The 15653-nt window shown below is 42.3% G+C and carries 14 protein-coding genes; 6 read left to right on the top strand and 8 right to left on the bottom strand.

Annotated elements, in window-relative coordinates:
- Positions 1-4 precede the first annotated feature (4 nt).
- The gene (locus FHS10_RS07220) at positions 5-2686 is read right to left on the bottom strand and encodes a valine--tRNA ligase (protein ID WP_259089027.1); all 2682 of its coding nucleotides are present in this window, start codon (positions 2684-2686) and stop codon (positions 5-7) included.
- 627 nt (positions 2687-3313) lie between these two features.
- On the opposite strand from FHS10_RS07220, the gene FHS10_RS07215 reads away from it, so the two are divergent.
- From FHS10_RS07215 to FHS10_RS07205, 3 genes are read left to right on the top strand one after another with little or no spacing between them, the layout of a single operon-like run.
- Positions 3314-3883, top strand: coding sequence for a thermonuclease family protein (locus FHS10_RS07215; protein WP_259089026.1), 570 nt, complete (start codon positions 3314-3316; stop codon positions 3881-3883).
- A 35-nt stretch (positions 3884-3918) separates the two neighbouring features.
- Positions 3919-6360: a penicillin acylase family protein gene (locus FHS10_RS07210; RefSeq protein WP_259089025.1), complete on the top strand. Its 2442-nt coding sequence runs from the start codon at positions 3919-3921 to the stop codon at positions 6358-6360.
- Between the two features lie 4 nt (positions 6361-6364).
- Positions 6365-6709, top strand: coding sequence for a hypothetical protein (locus FHS10_RS07205; protein ID WP_259089024.1), 345 nt, complete (start codon positions 6365-6367; stop codon positions 6707-6709).
- Positions 6710-6764: 55 nt separating this feature from the next.
- Here the strand turns inward: FHS10_RS07205 and FHS10_RS07200 are convergent, their stop codons facing one another.
- From FHS10_RS07200 to FHS10_RS07190, 3 genes are all read right to left on the bottom strand, one after another.
- Positions 6765-7439, bottom strand: a complete 675-nt coding sequence (locus tag FHS10_RS07200; protein WP_259089023.1) for a lipid-binding SYLF domain-containing protein — start codon at positions 7437-7439, stop codon at positions 6765-6767.
- 249 nt (positions 7440-7688) lie between these two features.
- The gene (locus tag FHS10_RS07195) at positions 7689-8363 is read right to left on the bottom strand and encodes a lipid-binding SYLF domain-containing protein (protein WP_259089022.1); all 675 of its coding nucleotides are present in this window, start codon (positions 8361-8363) and stop codon (positions 7689-7691) included.
- Positions 8364-8448: 85 nt separating this feature from the next.
- Complete coding sequence (locus tag FHS10_RS07190) at positions 8449-8928, bottom strand: DUF1203 domain-containing protein (protein WP_259089021.1); 480 nt, start codon at positions 8926-8928, stop codon at positions 8449-8451.
- A gap of 346 nt (positions 8929-9274) precedes the next feature.
- Between FHS10_RS07190 and FHS10_RS07185 the strand changes: the two genes are divergently transcribed.
- Positions 9275-10261 (top strand): long-chain-fatty-acid--protein ligase, encoded by a 987-nt coding sequence (locus FHS10_RS07185; RefSeq protein WP_259089020.1) that lies wholly within the window; start codon positions 9275-9277, stop codon positions 10259-10261.
- A 59-nt stretch (positions 10262-10320) separates the two neighbouring features.
- Positions 10321-11013 carry a PH domain-containing protein gene (locus FHS10_RS07180; protein WP_259089019.1) on the top strand — a complete coding sequence of 231 codons (693 nt, stop codon included), beginning with the start codon at positions 10321-10323 and terminating at the stop codon, positions 11011-11013.
- Between the two features lie 123 nt (positions 11014-11136).
- Here FHS10_RS07180 and FHS10_RS07175 read toward each other — a convergent pair whose 3' ends face one another.
- The 4 genes from FHS10_RS07175 to FHS10_RS07160 form a co-directional block, all read right to left on the bottom strand.
- On the bottom strand, positions 11137-11592 hold the full coding sequence (locus FHS10_RS07175) for an RES family NAD+ phosphorylase (protein ID WP_259089018.1): 456 nt from the start codon (positions 11590-11592) through the stop codon (positions 11137-11139).
- Positions 11592-12086, bottom strand: coding sequence for an Xre family toxin-antitoxin system antitoxin (locus tag FHS10_RS07170; RefSeq protein WP_259089017.1), 495 nt, complete (start codon positions 12084-12086; stop codon positions 11592-11594). Before FHS10_RS07170 ends, FHS10_RS07175 begins: the two co-directional genes overlap by 1 nt.
- Before the next feature lie 106 nt (positions 12087-12192).
- Complete coding sequence (gene tyrS / locus FHS10_RS07165; RefSeq protein WP_259089016.1) at positions 12193-13476, bottom strand: tyrosine--tRNA ligase; 1284 nt, start codon at positions 13474-13476, stop codon at positions 12193-12195.
- Positions 13477-13560: 84 nt separating this feature from the next.
- Positions 13561-14802 carry an acyltransferase family protein gene (locus FHS10_RS07160; protein WP_259089015.1) on the bottom strand — a complete coding sequence of 414 codons (1242 nt, stop codon included), beginning with the start codon at positions 14800-14802 and terminating at the stop codon, positions 13561-13563.
- A gap of 6 nt (positions 14803-14808) precedes the next feature.
- On the opposite strand from FHS10_RS07160, the gene FHS10_RS07155 reads away from it, so the two are divergent.
- Positions 14809-15471 (top strand): hypothetical protein, encoded by a 663-nt coding sequence (locus FHS10_RS07155; RefSeq protein WP_259089014.1) that lies wholly within the window; start codon positions 14809-14811, stop codon positions 15469-15471.
- Positions 15472-15653: the final 182 nt, after the last annotated feature.

The raw sequence follows: 15653 nt of genomic DNA, 5'->3' as shown, positions 1-15653 counted from the left end.
GCAATTAGCAAGCCAAATCAACAAGGTTTTGTTCGATGATTTGTAGTTTGGCCTCTGCATCGGCCTTTTTGCGTAGTTCTATTTCTATAACTTCGGGCTTGGCATTGGCCATGAAACGTTCGTTACCCAACTTGGCATTAACAGACTTAAGGAAGCCCAAAAGGTAATCCTTTTCCTTATTCAGCCTGGCACACTCCGCTACCGGATCAATATTTTCATTCAGGGGTATAAAAAATTCATCGGTTAAGGCAAGAAAATTGACCGCACCTAAAACCTTATCGTTAACCGCTGTAAACGTGCTGATATTGCCCAGCTTGGCTATAATTGCCTGGTACTGCTGATAGTTTATGCCCGAATTTGACTTATACGAAAGTTCAAGCGCGTCTTTTGGCGAGATCTGTTTTGTTTGACGAATATTCCTGATTTGAGTAAGAATTACTTTAACCACCTCAACCTCAGTTAACAACTGAGTATTTATTTCCCCAATATTTGGCAATTGCGCAACAATGCAACAGTCTAAAGTATCCCTTTCCCCAAACAATTCATCGTGCCATAATTCCTCGGTAAGGAAAGGCATAAAAGGATGCAGTATTTTGAGGATGTTTTCAAAGTAAGCAACAGTTGCGTTATAGGTAACCGCGTCAATTGGCTGTTGGTAGGCAGGCTTAATCATTTCCAGGTACCAGGCGCAGTAATCGTCCCAAACCAGCTTGTACGTGGCCATTAAAGCTTCTGATAAACGGTACTGTGTAAAGTTATCTTCAATTTCGCCCAGGGCCTGGTTAAAGCGGCTGCCAAACCATTCAATGGCTATTTCATTAGGGTTGGCAAGGCTGCTATCAACCTCCCAGCCTTTAATCAGCTTGAACGCATTCCAAATCTTGTTGGCAAAATTACGGCCTTGTTCGCAGTAGCTTACATCAAACATCAAATCGTTACCGGCCGGTGAGCATAGCAACATACCTACACGCACACCATCGGCACCATACTGTTCTATCAGTTCCAAAGGATCTGGCGAGTTACCCAATGATTTCGACATTTTACGGCCCAGTTTATCCCTTACGATACCGGTTAGGTAAACGTTTTTAAACGGTGCCGCGCCCCTAAACTCGTGCCCGGCCATAATCATCCTCGCTACCCAGAAAAACAGGATCTCGGGAGCGGTTACCAGGTCGTTGGTTGGGTAGTAATAGTTGATATCGGCATTGTTGGGATCTTTAAATCCGTCGAAAACTGAGATCGGCCACAGCCACGATGAAAACCAGGTATCAACAACATCAGGATCCCGGGTTAAATCGGCAGTAGTGAGTTGTGAGTTTTGAGTTTTGAGCTGAGCTTCTTTGAGCGCTTCTTCAATATTTTTAGCGATAACAAATTCGCCGTTTGGTAAATACCAGGCCGGAATTTGCTGTCCCCACCAAAGTTGACGGCTGATATTCCAATCGCGCACGTTTTCCATCCAATGACGGTATGTGTTAATGAACTTTTCGGGAATAAGCTTTACTTCACCGTCCAACACATATTCTAAGGCTGGTTTAGCCATTTCGCCCATTTTGCAAAACCATTGCATTGATAGTTTAGGCTCAATAACGGCGTCGGTACGTTCGCTAAAACCAATTTGTGATTTATAATCCTCTACCTTGGCCAATGCTCCTGCTTCTTCAAGCAACACAGCAATTTTTTTACGGGCGATAAAGCGGTCTTCACCAACCAAAATCTGCGCTTTTTCGTTCAGCGTGCCATCGTCATTTAAAATATCAATAACAGGCAGGTTATGTTTTTGACCAAGCTCATAGTCATTTAAATCATGCGCCGGGGTAACCTTCAAACAGCCGGTACCAAAATCCATGGTAACGTACTCATCCAGTATCACCGGGATCTCGCGGTTAATCAGCGGAATAAATACGCGCTTGCCATGCAAATGCACATACCGCTCGTCATTAGGGTTAATGCAGATAGCCGCATCGGCCATAATAGTTTCCGGGCGGGTGGTGGCTATGGTAAGATAGCTCTGAGTTTTAAGTTTTGAGTTTTGAGTCTCTTTTTCACTCAAAACTAAAAACTCAGAACTCACAACTTCATAGTTTATATAATAAAGCTTCTGATTTATTTCCTTCCTGATAACTTCCTCATCGCTCACCGCGGTTTTACCCTGCGGGTCCCAGTTTACCATGCGTACGCCGCGGTAAATGAGGCCTTTTTTATACAGGTGGATGAACGTATCAATTACGGCTTCGGATAGTTCCTCGTCCATGGTGAATTTGGTGCGGTCCCAATCGCATGAGGCACCTAATTTTTTAAGCTGATCCAGGATAATACCACCGTATTTTTCTTTCCACTCCCAGGCATAAGTTAAAAACTCGGGGCGGGTAAGGTCTTTTTTGCTGATGCCGCGCTCTTTAAGCATGGCGACCACCTTAGCTTCGGTGGCTATACTGGCATGATCTGTACCGGGAACCCAGCAGGCGTTTTTCCCTTTCATACGGGCGCGGCGTACCAATACATCCTGTATGGTATTGTTTAACATATGCCCCATGTGCAAAACCCCGGTAACGTTTGGCGGCGGAATGACTATGGTATAAGGCTCGCGCTCATCGGGCACACTTTTAAAAAAGTTGTGCTTTAACCAGTAACTGTACCATTTATCCTCGGTTTCTTTGGGTAGATATGTTTTAGAAATACTCATAACGCGCAAAAATACGATTGTTAAGGGTTGATAGCAAATAGGTTTTTGCTGATAGTTCAATAGATCATGGTTGATGGTTCATAGATCATTGTTCATAGTTCATGGCAGCAAAATATCACCCATTTAATAGCACTTTATTTACCCGAATAATCAAAATCAATTAGTAGCGACTATTCCCCATGAACTCCTCTGTCACCATGATCTATGAACCATCAACCATGAACTGATACAATATTTCCCTAATTAAAAAGTTATAGTATAACTGAAAGTGTTAAAAAATGTTAAAAACCATGAAATCATTGCATGTACACCGTTTTTGGCTTGATGTTTTAAAAAGATCAAGACTGGATATTGTTATCAACTGGTTTAACCGCTAAGCCCACTCCCCCAAGGCTTGCCCGTTTTATCGGTTTCTTTAATTCTCTTCTTTGATACCATGTATACTATAATTATAATGCCTGAGCCTTGATTAGCAGGATTCAAATATCAAAATCCTGTTAATCTGATAAATCTGTTTAATCCCGGTTCAGACCAAAAAACATATCAACGAAATCAGCATAATCAAAAAATCAACCGGCCAAAATCTGCACATTTGCATATCTGAAATCTGCACATCTGAAATCACATATGTTCAAAAAGTACTCCTCGCTCCTGCTTATTGTTTTGTTTACCCTTTGGGGATGTAACCGCCAGCCGGCCAACTTGTATAAAGTTGTAAAGGTTAAAGACGGCGATACCATTGGGTTACTAAGCAACGATAACCAGGAAATGACCGTACGTCTTGCCGAAGTGGACTGTCCCGAAAAAACACAGGCCTTTGGGCAGGCGGCAAAAAAAGCCACATCCGATCTTTGTTTTGGCAAATATGTAAAGCTGATTGGCAATGTACATGACCGTTACGGCCGTACAGTGGCGTTAGTTATTTTAGAGGATGGCACCAACGTGAACTATCAGCTGGTAAAAACCGGCTACGCCTGGCAATACAAACAATATTCGCAAAGCGCCGAGCTGGCCGGGTACGAACAGCAGGCCCGCGAAAGCAAGCTGGGCCTTTGGCATGACGTTAACCCTACACCGCCATGGGAATTCAGGCGCGAAAAGAAAGCAGGCTATCAGACCAGCAATCCGGATAGCCTGCAAAATAAACCCAAAAGACATTATAAAAAGCGTAAACCTAAACTTGAAGAAGCATATTAAAATCTTAACTTTATAGACGATATCACGCTATACCGATGAAGTTTACAAAAGCATTTTTCTCCATTGCCTTTACCCTCACCCTCATTTGGATGCTGCAAACAAAATTTGGCCCGGTACCTCCGTTGGGCAAGTTTCTGAGTCCGGCAGATGGTTTTTGGCAAAATGCCGAGAGCAAACATATTTTAACTGCAAGCACACTCAAGTTACCCGGGCTACAAGGCACCGTAACCATTAAGTACGACGAAAACCGCATCCCTCATATTTTTGCGCAAAACGAGCACGACCTATATTACGCCCAGGGCTACGTAACCGCCACCGAGCGCCTTTGGCAAATGGATATCCAAACCCGCAGCGCTGCAGGCAGGCTGGCCGAAGTAGCCGGCGACCAGGCCCTGGAGATAGACCGCTATCATCGACGCATGGGTATGGTTTACGGTGCAGAAAACAGCCTGAGAGCTATGATGGCCGATAAAACCACCCGCCAAATGATTTTGGCTTACACCGATGGTATCAACGCCTACATTCACCAGCTTGGCCCGCGCGAATACCCCTTGGAGTTTAAACTATTGGATTACGCCCCCGAAGATTGGAAGCCTATCAATTGCGCGTTTTTATTAAAACTGATGTCAGAAACTTTGGCAGGCGGCTCAAACGAGTTTGCCATGAGCAACATCCTCAAAAAATTTGGCGCTACAACCACCGATGACCTGTTCCCCGATTATCCTTCAAAAGAAGACCCTATTATCCCGGTAGGTACCAAATGGGATTTTAAACCCCTACCCATTCCCAAAAAACCGGCAGGCTTTTTGGCGCAAATGAATGGTGAAGTCAAACGATCTGTAAAAGAAGAAGGCATCGGCAGTAATAACTGGGCGGTTACAGGCAGCAAAACAGCCAATGGCTACCCTATTTTGGCTAACGACCCGCATCTTGACCTTACCTTTCCATCCATTTGGTATCAAATACAGCTTTCGGCCCCGGGCATGAATGTTTACGGAGTAAGTTTACCCGGCGCACCTTGCGTAATTTTAGGTTTTAACAATAACATTAGCTGGGGCATAACCAATGTTGATGCCGATGTGCTGGACTGGTACCAGGTAAAATTTAAGGATGCTGCCAAAAACGAATACTGGTACAATAAACAATGGAACAAAACAACCCGCAGGGTTGAGGTGATCAACATTCGCGGCAAGGCCCCCTTGTATGATACGGTTATTTACACCCACCACGGGCCGGTTGTTTATGAAGATAAAAGCAAAACAACCCCGCATACGCCCAAATTTGTCCCTGTTGGTGATGCTTTAAGGTGGATAGCACACGATGAATCGAACGAGTTGATGACCATGTACATCCTTAACACAGGTAAAAATTATAACGATTACCGTAAGGCGCTCACCTTTTTTAATGCCCCGGCGTCAAACTTTGTATTTGCCAGTAAGGGTAACGATATAGCTATAACGCCCAACGGAAAGTTCCCGCTAAAATTCAGGGACCAGGGTAAATTTATTATGGATGGCAGCGACCCGGCGAACGACTGGCACGGCTGGATCCCTTTTGATCAGAACCCTACCGTTAAAAACCCACCAAGGGGATTTGTGAGTTCGGCTAACCAATCGTCAACAGATCAAACTTATCCGTATTATATCAACTGGCAGTTTGCGCCATACGAGCGAGGTAAACGCATTAACGACAGGCTTGCCGTAATGCAAAAAGCCACTGTTGATAGCATGCGGCTTTTACAAACCGATGTATACAGCATCCGCGCCCAGGATATGATGCCTGCGTTAATGAAATACTTAGATGCCACCAAGCTTGATCAAAACCAGTTGGCGGCTTATAAAATTGTGAAAACCTGGGATAAGAACTTCGCTGTAAATTCTGTTGGCGCAACCATATTTAGCAACTGGTGGTTAGAGATTTACAGGATGATTTGGAGCGATGATTTTGGCTCCAAAGAATTACAGGCCAATTACCCATCTATGGACCGGACCGAAAAACTGATTTTGCAGGAACCCGATTCCAAATGGTTTGATAATATCCACTCGCCGGCAAAAGAAACCTGCACCGAAGTAATTAACCATGCCTTTGTAAACGTTATTGACAGCCTTACCCACAAATACGGGCAACCCGGCAAAAGCTGGCAATGGGGCGCTGTTAAACCAATGGAAATTGAGCACCTAACCCGGCAGGAGGCCTTAAGCTCGGGCAATTTTGAAAGTGGTGGTACCGGCTCAACCATAAACGCGTTGATTAACGGGCATGGCCCATCATGGCGTATGGTGGTACAAATGGGGCCAACGGTAAAAGGCTACGGTATTTTACCCGGCGGCGAAAGCGGCAACCCTGGCAGCTTTTTTTATGACGATATGTTAAAAACCTGGCAACAAGGCCAGTTGAAAGAACTATTGTTTATGCAATCGCCCGATGAAAAATCGCCCCGTATTAAAACAACCTTAACCATCAGCACTAAAAAATAACATCATGCTATTTCTCATCATACTCATTTTATCCTTTGCAAGCGGCTTTTTTTTACCCTGGTGGGTAGTTGCAATAGCAGCATTTTTAGCCGCCATTTTTGTAGGTAAAACCGCTGGCCAAGCCTTTGTATCGGGCTTTGGCGCGGTCTTTATTGTATGGGTGGTATTAGCGCTATTTAAAAGCATCCCCAATGATCATATCCTGGCCAAAAAAATAGCTGTATTATTTCAACTGCCATCCTGGTGGTTAATATTGATCATAACCGGGCTGGCAGGCGGCTTGGTAGGTGGCTTTGCCGCGCTATCCGGATTACTGGTTAAAAAGGCTTTTGAAAAAGAGCAGGTATAAAAAAACGTGGCCTGTTTTGAAGCGGGCCACGTTAAACATAAGCTTTTAACAACGCTTATTTAAAATTCTTCAGGCTTTCTTTTAGTGCTGTAACTTCTTCGGAAGTGTTTTTTGACGCGGCAAAAATATCCTGTGATGAATCATCATTGCCGTAAAAGTTTGAATCGGCATTGTTGTCGATATTTAAGCCAGAACCGTTAAGGCTGATCCCTGCAAATAAACCACGACTGCGGGAGTAAGAGTAGATCTCGGCCTCTAACTTAGCATCAGATACTGCCGATTTATTGCGATTAACCGGGCCGGCAGCCGCAGAAATATCGCCACCAATAGTAAAGCTACCTTTCTTAATATCGGTTAAAACTGATTTGTGACGGAACACCAAAACCAAATCCACCGATTGAACGCCGATCTGGAAACCAACGCTGCCACCGGTTAGCGTTACAAATACAGGGTCGCTCCATTTGCCATCGCCCAGTTTTACCATAGCTACGCCTTTACCGCGTTTGCCGCCAATAAGCAAACCGCCGTTAAGTAGTTTGGGAATAATCACAATACCTTCGTATTTTTTGATTAATTCGCTGGGGATACTTTCTTTCATTTCGGCAAAATCCTTCAATACGTTGGCCGAATTTTGGATCCTTACGGTTTCCTTTTCATCCGGCTTTGCCGATATCAGCACAAAAAATAAACTTAGTAAAAGCGGGAACGTCAAAAATTTCAATGTTTTCATGGGGTTGATTAATACAAATAATGTGCATAATTAACGTATTCAACCCATAAAAAGTGCAGTTGTTTTATTTTTTGACGATGTTTTAACGGTTTATTTAGGAATTTGGTCGGAGCAAGTCGTAGATCCAGACTTACAAAGTTTTAAAAACTTCGTAAGTCTTTCGCCAGTTGGTCTGCGACATGTTTTCTTCTACAAAAAAAGCCTTGCCATAACAGCAAAGCTCTTTCAAAACAATTTTCAACAATTAAATTATTGCAAAGCTTTTAAAGTTGCCTTAAGCGACCTCACAGATTCGGCGCTGCTTTTTGATGAGGCAAAAATATCTGCCGAAGAATCTTTATCGCCATAAAATTTGGCATTAGCCGATTTATCAATACTCAGGTTTGAGCCATTGATGCTAATACCGGCAAACAACCCGCGGCTGCGTGAGTACGAATAGATCTCGGCCTCCAGTTTATAATCTGTAGTAGCTGTCGAACTGCGGCCCGCCGGACCAGCAGCTGCAGAAATATCTCCGCCGATGGTAAAATCGCCATTTTTAACCTTGGTCAGCACGCCTTTATGACGAAAAACCAACACCAGGTCTACCGATTGCACGCCTGCCTGCAAACCCAAACTGCCGCCTGTAATAGTTACAAAAACAGGGTCGCTCCATTTACCACCGCCCAGTTTTACCACAGCCACGCCTTTGCCACGTTTGGCACCAATGCCCAGGCCGGCGTTGATCATTTTAGGGATAATCACAATGCCCTCATATTGCTCCAATAATTGGTGCGGGATACTTTCTTTTATCCGGCCAAACTCTTTGAGCACTTTTGTTGAGTTGTGTACACGCTCGGTTTCCTTGTCGCCTGCTTTGGCAGATATCAGCACAAAAAACAGGCTTAATATCAGCGGGAATTTTAAAATATTTAATGTTTTCATGGGGTATGCAGTTTAATTAAACTACTAAATACAACAACCTATAAAACAAACAGTTGTTTTAAAATTAAGTTAATTAACTTTTAAATTACAACCTTTCAATTTTACAGATAAAACAGCAAGCCTGCGCATTGCGGGCGTGCAGGTATTCAACTGCCGGATGTTGGTCAAAAATCTCGTTTATCAATTGGTCAACATCATCATCTCCTACTAACCTTGTGAGTACCATCATTTGCTCATGATTATAGCCAATTAAGGATAAGGGGAAGCTTTTTTTGTTTGCTTTAATGAGTTGCGGAAAACGAAACACATCGCTGTACTCTTCCACTTCATCGGCATTAATAAATATGGGGCCTGGCTGGTTGTAAGCATTTTCAACCACAAACGGCGAGTGTTTAAACAACAGTCGTTTATCCACCCCTTTTTCAAACGGCTTTAATGAGATACGACAAGGCCCAAGGCCGGTAGCTAATTGCTCAACAACCGGGTTGCCAAAATCGTCGGTCATGGTTGTTTTAATGATATTTACATAGGCTTTTGAAAGCGGTACAATTTTAAATTTGTTCATCGTATTGTGTTTTGATAGTGTAAAGGTGGGGCTATCAGACGCGGGTTAAAACCCGGAACTTGCGGAGATATGGTGCCACCGTCATTGGTTCATCCATCCTCCTGCCTATGACAAGTTATAAAAAAGGAAGTCATCCTGAACTTGTTTCAGGACCCCACAGGATAGGTGTACCACATGAAGTATACCCGGCAAGTGGGGTGCCGAAACAAGTTCGGCATGACGGCGGGACACTATCATTTCCTCTGTTAGAAGTTCCCAGTTTTAAAAATGCGCATTGACCATAGCGAAAAAACAATCTGCATATCTGAAATTTGCACATCTGCACATTTAACTATCTTTGCCATGCATGAACAAGCCCGATAAACAACAGGTATTTTCTATCAGCAGCCCGGGGCAATTTGAGGATGTGACACTACAGATCTTTAACTACCAGGCTCAAAACTGCGCAGTGTACAATCAATTTATTAGGGGATTACGGATTGATCCGGCAAAGGTTGCTACAGTCGATAAAATCCCATTTTTACCTATCGAGTTTTTCAAATCGCACACCATATTGAGCACAGATGCCCCGGCAGAGGTAACGTTTACCAGTTCGGGTACTACGGGGATGATCACCAGCAGCCACCATGTAACCGATAAAACCTGGTACGAGGATAGTTTCAGAAAAGCATTTGGTTTGTTTTATGGCGATATCAGGGCACACACGGTGCTGGCTTTACTCCCCTCCTATTTGGAGCGTGAAGGCTCATCGCTGATCTATATGGTTGACGACCTGATCAAACAATCAAACAATCCCGATAGCGGCTTTTTTCTGTACAACCATGACGAGCTTTACCATCAGCTTAAAAAGCAACAGGAAGCTAAAAAGCCTGTTTTGTTAATTGGCGTAACTTTTGGTCTGCTTGATTTTATTGACAATTATAGGATAGATTTTCCGGAATTGATCGTGATGGAAACCGGCGGGATGAAAGGCCGCAGGAAAGAAATGATCCGCGAAGAACTGCACAACATGCTGTGTAAAGGCTTTGGAGTAAACTCAATCCATTCAGAATATGGGATGACGGAACTGCTTTCGCAAGCCTACTCCAAAGGCGATGGTATTTTTGAATGCCCGCCCTGGATGCAGGTCATCATCCGCGATACTAACGACCCGATAAGTACGTTACCTGTTGGCAAAACCGGTGGGATCAACGTGATAGACCTGGCTAATATCAATTCCTGCTCGTTTATAGCCACACAGGACTTGGGCAAGCTTTATGCCGATAACTCCTTTGAGGTATTGGGTCGTTTTGATCAAAGCGACATCCGCGGCTGTAATTTGCTGATTGCTTAAAACTTATAGGCTACTTAAGTATTATTGTTATTTTTGCGTGCATCATAAATGCTAAAAACATGATTGAGAAATTTTTAAACGAGGAACAAGATCCTAAAACGGTTGAAAAAGTTTATTTCCGTTTGGTCGACCTGCTTTCTTCAGGTGAGGAGATCATCTATATAGCAGTTCAGAAAAAACCATTGGTTAACTTATTTCCTGATTGCATTGCCCTAACCAACAAACGCATCTTATTTTTTACCCCGGCCAACCTGGGCTTATCTATTAAGTTTGTTGATTTTGTGTGGAAGGATATTGTTGATGTATATACTAAAGAAGAGATCATTGGGGCTATATTCAGCGTAAAAACAACCAACGGTGCCGAAATGGCTGTAGATTACCTGCCTAAAGTACAGGGCCGTAAGCTATACCAATACGCACAGGAACGTAAGGAAGTGGAGCGCGAAGCCCGCCGCCAACGCGATTTGGAGCAAAAACGTGCAGAATCGGGCTCGGTGCAGTTTGAAAACCCTGCTGCGCATGCATCGCCGGCACAACAGGTTTATAACGCGCAGGCTCCTGTGACCTCATCATTGCCACCTGCACCGGTTGCACCACCAGCACCCGAGCCAATACTACAGGCTGCCCCACCAGCACCAAAACCAGATGAGCTTACCGAAAAATTAAAAAGATTAAAAACCTTGTTTGATAACGGCTTGATATCACAGGAAGAATATAATGCTAAAAAATTGGATTTGCTTAGCGATTTTTAAGTGTAAACAATCAGTTATAAAAAAAGCGATGGGGTTTCCTCATCGCTTTTTTTGTGTCATTGTGTCATTGAGGCATTAAATTTTAACCAATGACCTAATGACGCGAAGCAAATGACCTAATGATTAATTTATCAATCGCTCGTCAAAACTAAAAGGCTCTCGTTTCACTACTTTGGCTTTTATAGCATCCGGATGTAAAGGATTGAGCAGGTAATTATATTCGGCAGGTACGATGGATGAGGGTACTTTAAAAAGCAGATGTTCATTTTTTCTCAAAAACTCATCACCCAGATCGCGTAATAGGCGTGGTGGCGATATATCCCGCCAGTTTTGTGGCAACAGGGACTCATCTAAAGTAAAAATATCGTTTTCAGGAACTTTAATTTCGGTTAAGCAGAAATTATTGGGTACAATTAAGGTGTTTAAATGTACCAATACTTCTAAAACAGCCAAAGCCCTTGATGATGCCGTGTAAAGCATGGCTTTACCCTCACTATTCCACCGGCCTCCGTACAAACGCGCCCCCGTGCCGCTTAAGTCGCCCGCATAATTACAGTTGGAAATGCGGTAAACAATCATCAGGCAAAAATACCGTGTTCAATGCGGCCCAACTCCTTAAAAACCATATCAAAACCGGCAGAAGTATCCAAAATAGTAACTGGTGCTTCACCATTAAAAATCAATGACGGTGTTTTTATCCAGATCTTAAATTTATCTATCGACCCAAAAACATCCTCGCCACGGGTATAAAGGCGGGCAAGTTCAACGGCCTTTTCGGCGTATTCTGTTTTGATGATGGCATCATCTTCGTAACGTTGTAAAGTACGCTCGCTGATGTGCAAAATATTGGCAAGCTCCTGTATGTTTAAAGATATCTTTTTAGCCAAGGCCAATAAAACGCTTTTAGGGAAACCTTTACGGGCCAGGTTAATAACATCAAAATCTGTAGAAAGCTTTAGTGATTTGCTGCCGCCAAGCAAATTGTAAAAAGATGGCATAGGAGCAGATACCTGGTAAGCCGCCATTGGCTCGTGCAGGACATTATCTTTGTTTCGCTTCTCTTTATATGACATATATACAAATATAATTACCATTTGTCGCATTATCAAATTTTTACGCACAAAAAAAGCGATGGTTTTCGCCATCGCTCCTGCATCTAAGTAATTGAATTGCTTTTATTTATTCTGCAATGATCAAAAAGTAGTTCTTCTTTCCTTTTTGCACTATAATAAACTTCCCGCCAATTAAAGCTTCGGTATTGTAAACATCGTCGGCAGTTGCAATTTTAACTTTGTTAATAGCAGCACCACCGCCGGCAATCATTTTTTTCGCCTCGCCTTTTGACGGGAAAACAGTTGTTTTGGCTGCAAGCAGATCGGTAACCGCTATGCCGTCTTTCAGTTCATCTAAAGAGATGCTAAAGTTAGGCACGCCGCTAAATAAGGCCAGCACCTCCGCATCGTTAAGCTCGTTCAAAAACTCGATACCAATGTTACCAAATAAAAACTCAGATGATTTGATAGCCTTTTCATACTCAGCTTCGCCATGTACGCGGATGGTAATATCTTTTGCCAGTGCTTTTTGCAATATACGGGTATGTGGTGCCGCGTCATGCTCGGCTTCCCAGGCTTCAATAACGGCACGGTCATACAAAGTAAAGATCCGAATATAGGCCTTGGCATCCACATCGGTTGTGTTTAGCCAAAACTGGTAAAACTGGTATGGCGATGTACGTTCGGCATCTAACCAAACTGCGCCACTTTCGGTTTTGCCAAATTTGGTTCCATCTGCTTTTTTAATCAACTGTGTGGTTAAGGCAAATGCTTCGCCGGCATCTTTGCGGCGAATAAACTCGGTACCGGTAACAATATTACCCCACTGATCGCTACCGCCCATTTGAATGGTACAGTTATGGTTTTTCCACAGGTAATAAAAATCATAGCCCTGTACCAACTGGTAAGTAAACTCGGTGAACGACATGCCGGTGTCACCCTCCAGTCGTTTTTTTACCGAATCCTTAGCCATCATATAATTAACGGTGATGTGCTTGCCCACATCGCGGATAAAATCAAGGAAAGTAAAATTCTTAAACCAATCGTAGTTATTCACCATTTCGGCGCTGTTCATGCCGCTGTCAAAATCCAGGAAACGGGTAAGTTGGGCTTTAACCGCCTCTAAGTTATGTTGCAGCACATCCTCCGATAATAAATTACGCTCGGCAGATTTGCCCGATGGATCACCCACCATACCGGTAGCACCACCCACCAGCGCGAATGGCTTGTGGCCGGCGCGTTGAAAGTGAATCAAAGTCATGATCTGTGTTAGGTGACCTACGTGCAGCGAATCGGCAGTAGGATCAAACCCTATATAGCCCGAAGCCATACCTTTATTAAGCATCTCTTCGGTGCCCGGCATAATGGTATGCAGCATACCGCGCCAGGTTAGTTCTTCAACAAAGTTCATATTAAGTGTTGTTTCAAAGCTGCAAAGATAAAAGAATAATTATACGATAGGCTGGACTTAAAAAGAGGATGAAGACAAAAAATATTATAGCCGCTTTTCTGCCTGGTTGTTCAATAAGTTATGCTTTGACATCCCCATGGCTGGTTTTTCTACATACTTATTAAAAATAGCCGCTAAAAGTAAACTGACTATAAAGCCAATGCATAATATAATAGGAGTTGAGATTTTACCATACAAAGTAAAGTAAATGAAAGCCAGGGTAGGAAGGTGGATAAGGTATAAACTATAAGATATTTTCCCAAAAAATAAAGGTATTTTACTGATAAGTACTTTGTTGTTTGACGTACTTATTGCTGCTATAATTAAATAATAAGATGCGATGGCGGTTAAAAGATCTCCAACCATAGTAGAAACAGGTTCAATAGCCATTGCGGGTAAATGTTTGTTTACAAGTAGAGATGGGATGAAGTTTGAATAATTGTAAAGCAAAATCGCACCTATAATTGAAACTATTTTTTTATTTGGACTTAAGCTGCTATAAAATAAAGTTAACGCTTGTTGGTATCTGGCAATTAATCCACCAACAAAAAAGATGTAAAAATAATATAGGGTATAACTAAAGCTATTTAAAAAGCCAAACGACGGCTCAATATTAAAGGCTATAACAACCATTGCTATAATTGAAACCGTAAATAATATTATAAAAGCTTTTGCGGGTTTAAGTTTTAAAAAGTAGAGTAAGACTGGAAATAATATAGCCATACGCATTTCATGAACTAACGACCATATTACGGGATTGAAAGCCTTGGTATTAAAGTTACTAATGAAAAAGATGTGCTTTAAAATTAGTTCATAAGTTATTGGCGCCGACCACATGATATGTATCCAGGCATCGCCTAAATGAGCAGGCTTGCAAATTAATAAAAGTACTATACACAAGAAAATTGATATGATATAAGGAATATAGATCCTGATTATTCGCTGAAGTAAAAATCTATGATAAGAATAAACCGGATTGGATGAATATTGATAGGTTAAAACATATCCGCTTAACACAAAGAAAAAAATAACTGCCTCATGTCCTGCCATTATAATATAAAAAGGGGATAAACGAAGGGAGAGGTAAAGATGAAGTCCTAAAATGTGCGAAGCTACAACCGAAAGAGAAGCAATCCCCCTTAAAGAATCGAGTGTTCTGATCCTTGGTTTTTTTGCCACATCAACATATTCCATATTGCAGGCAATAATACATCTATTTTTTAAACAGTGATATATCGTAATCCAAGATACCCTGTGTATCTTTAAATCATAGTATATTGCATCCATACGCTTATGAATTTTTTATCGCACTTTTATTTCGACAGGCATACCACCAACTGTTACCATGTATTGGGAACGGTATTGCCAGACCTGTTGAAAAATGCAGATAAGCACGTTATTCTGCGGCCCGAAAAACTACACCCCCCCAACCCTGATGTTAATTCCATCATTGCCGGCTGGAACAAGCACCTGGCAGTAGATAAGTATTTTCACTCATCCGAATTTTTCATCTTTCACTCGCACGAGCTAAAAAAACAATTGTTACCTGCAATAACAGGTTCGCCGGTAAAGCCATTTTTTTTAGGACATATAGCGCTTGAATTGATTATTGATAACCTGTTACTTACCACCGGTGAAGTAAAAGTAGATGATTTTTATGCCCACCTGGCTGGTTGTAAAACAGAAACTATAGATGAGTTTTTAACCTTCTCGGGCCTGGCAGATACGGCAGTGTTCTTCAAGTTTTACGAAAACTTCAAGAAAAGCAAGTACCTGCATACCTATGCAGAAACACACCAGATCTCTTACGCCCTTAAACGCATTTGTATGCGGGTTTGGAAAGATCCATTTACCGAACAACATGAAAGCCAAATGAACGAAGTGCTTAGCAGCTACCGCGATTACTTATTGGGTGGTTTTATGGAGATATTTGATGAGATTGGCAGCAAATTATAAGGCCCTTAATCAATTGATATAGAACGTCCCTTTCTGCAAAAAGGCCTTCATCCTTGCTCCTTACTCCAAAAATCCTTCAATCCGGATAAAAACTGCCTAATTATCAGCAATTAACATTAAATAATTCTTTTTTAAATAAAAATATGTCTGTACCTTTGCAGTCCCAATTAACAAATTGGGAA

The sequence above is a fragment of the Mucilaginibacter dorajii genome (genome assembly GCF_024808255.1).
Taxonomy (GTDB): domain Bacteria; phylum Bacteroidota; class Bacteroidia; order Sphingobacteriales; family Sphingobacteriaceae; genus Mucilaginibacter; species Mucilaginibacter dorajii.
This window is presented reverse-complemented; position numbering and strand designations above follow the sequence as displayed.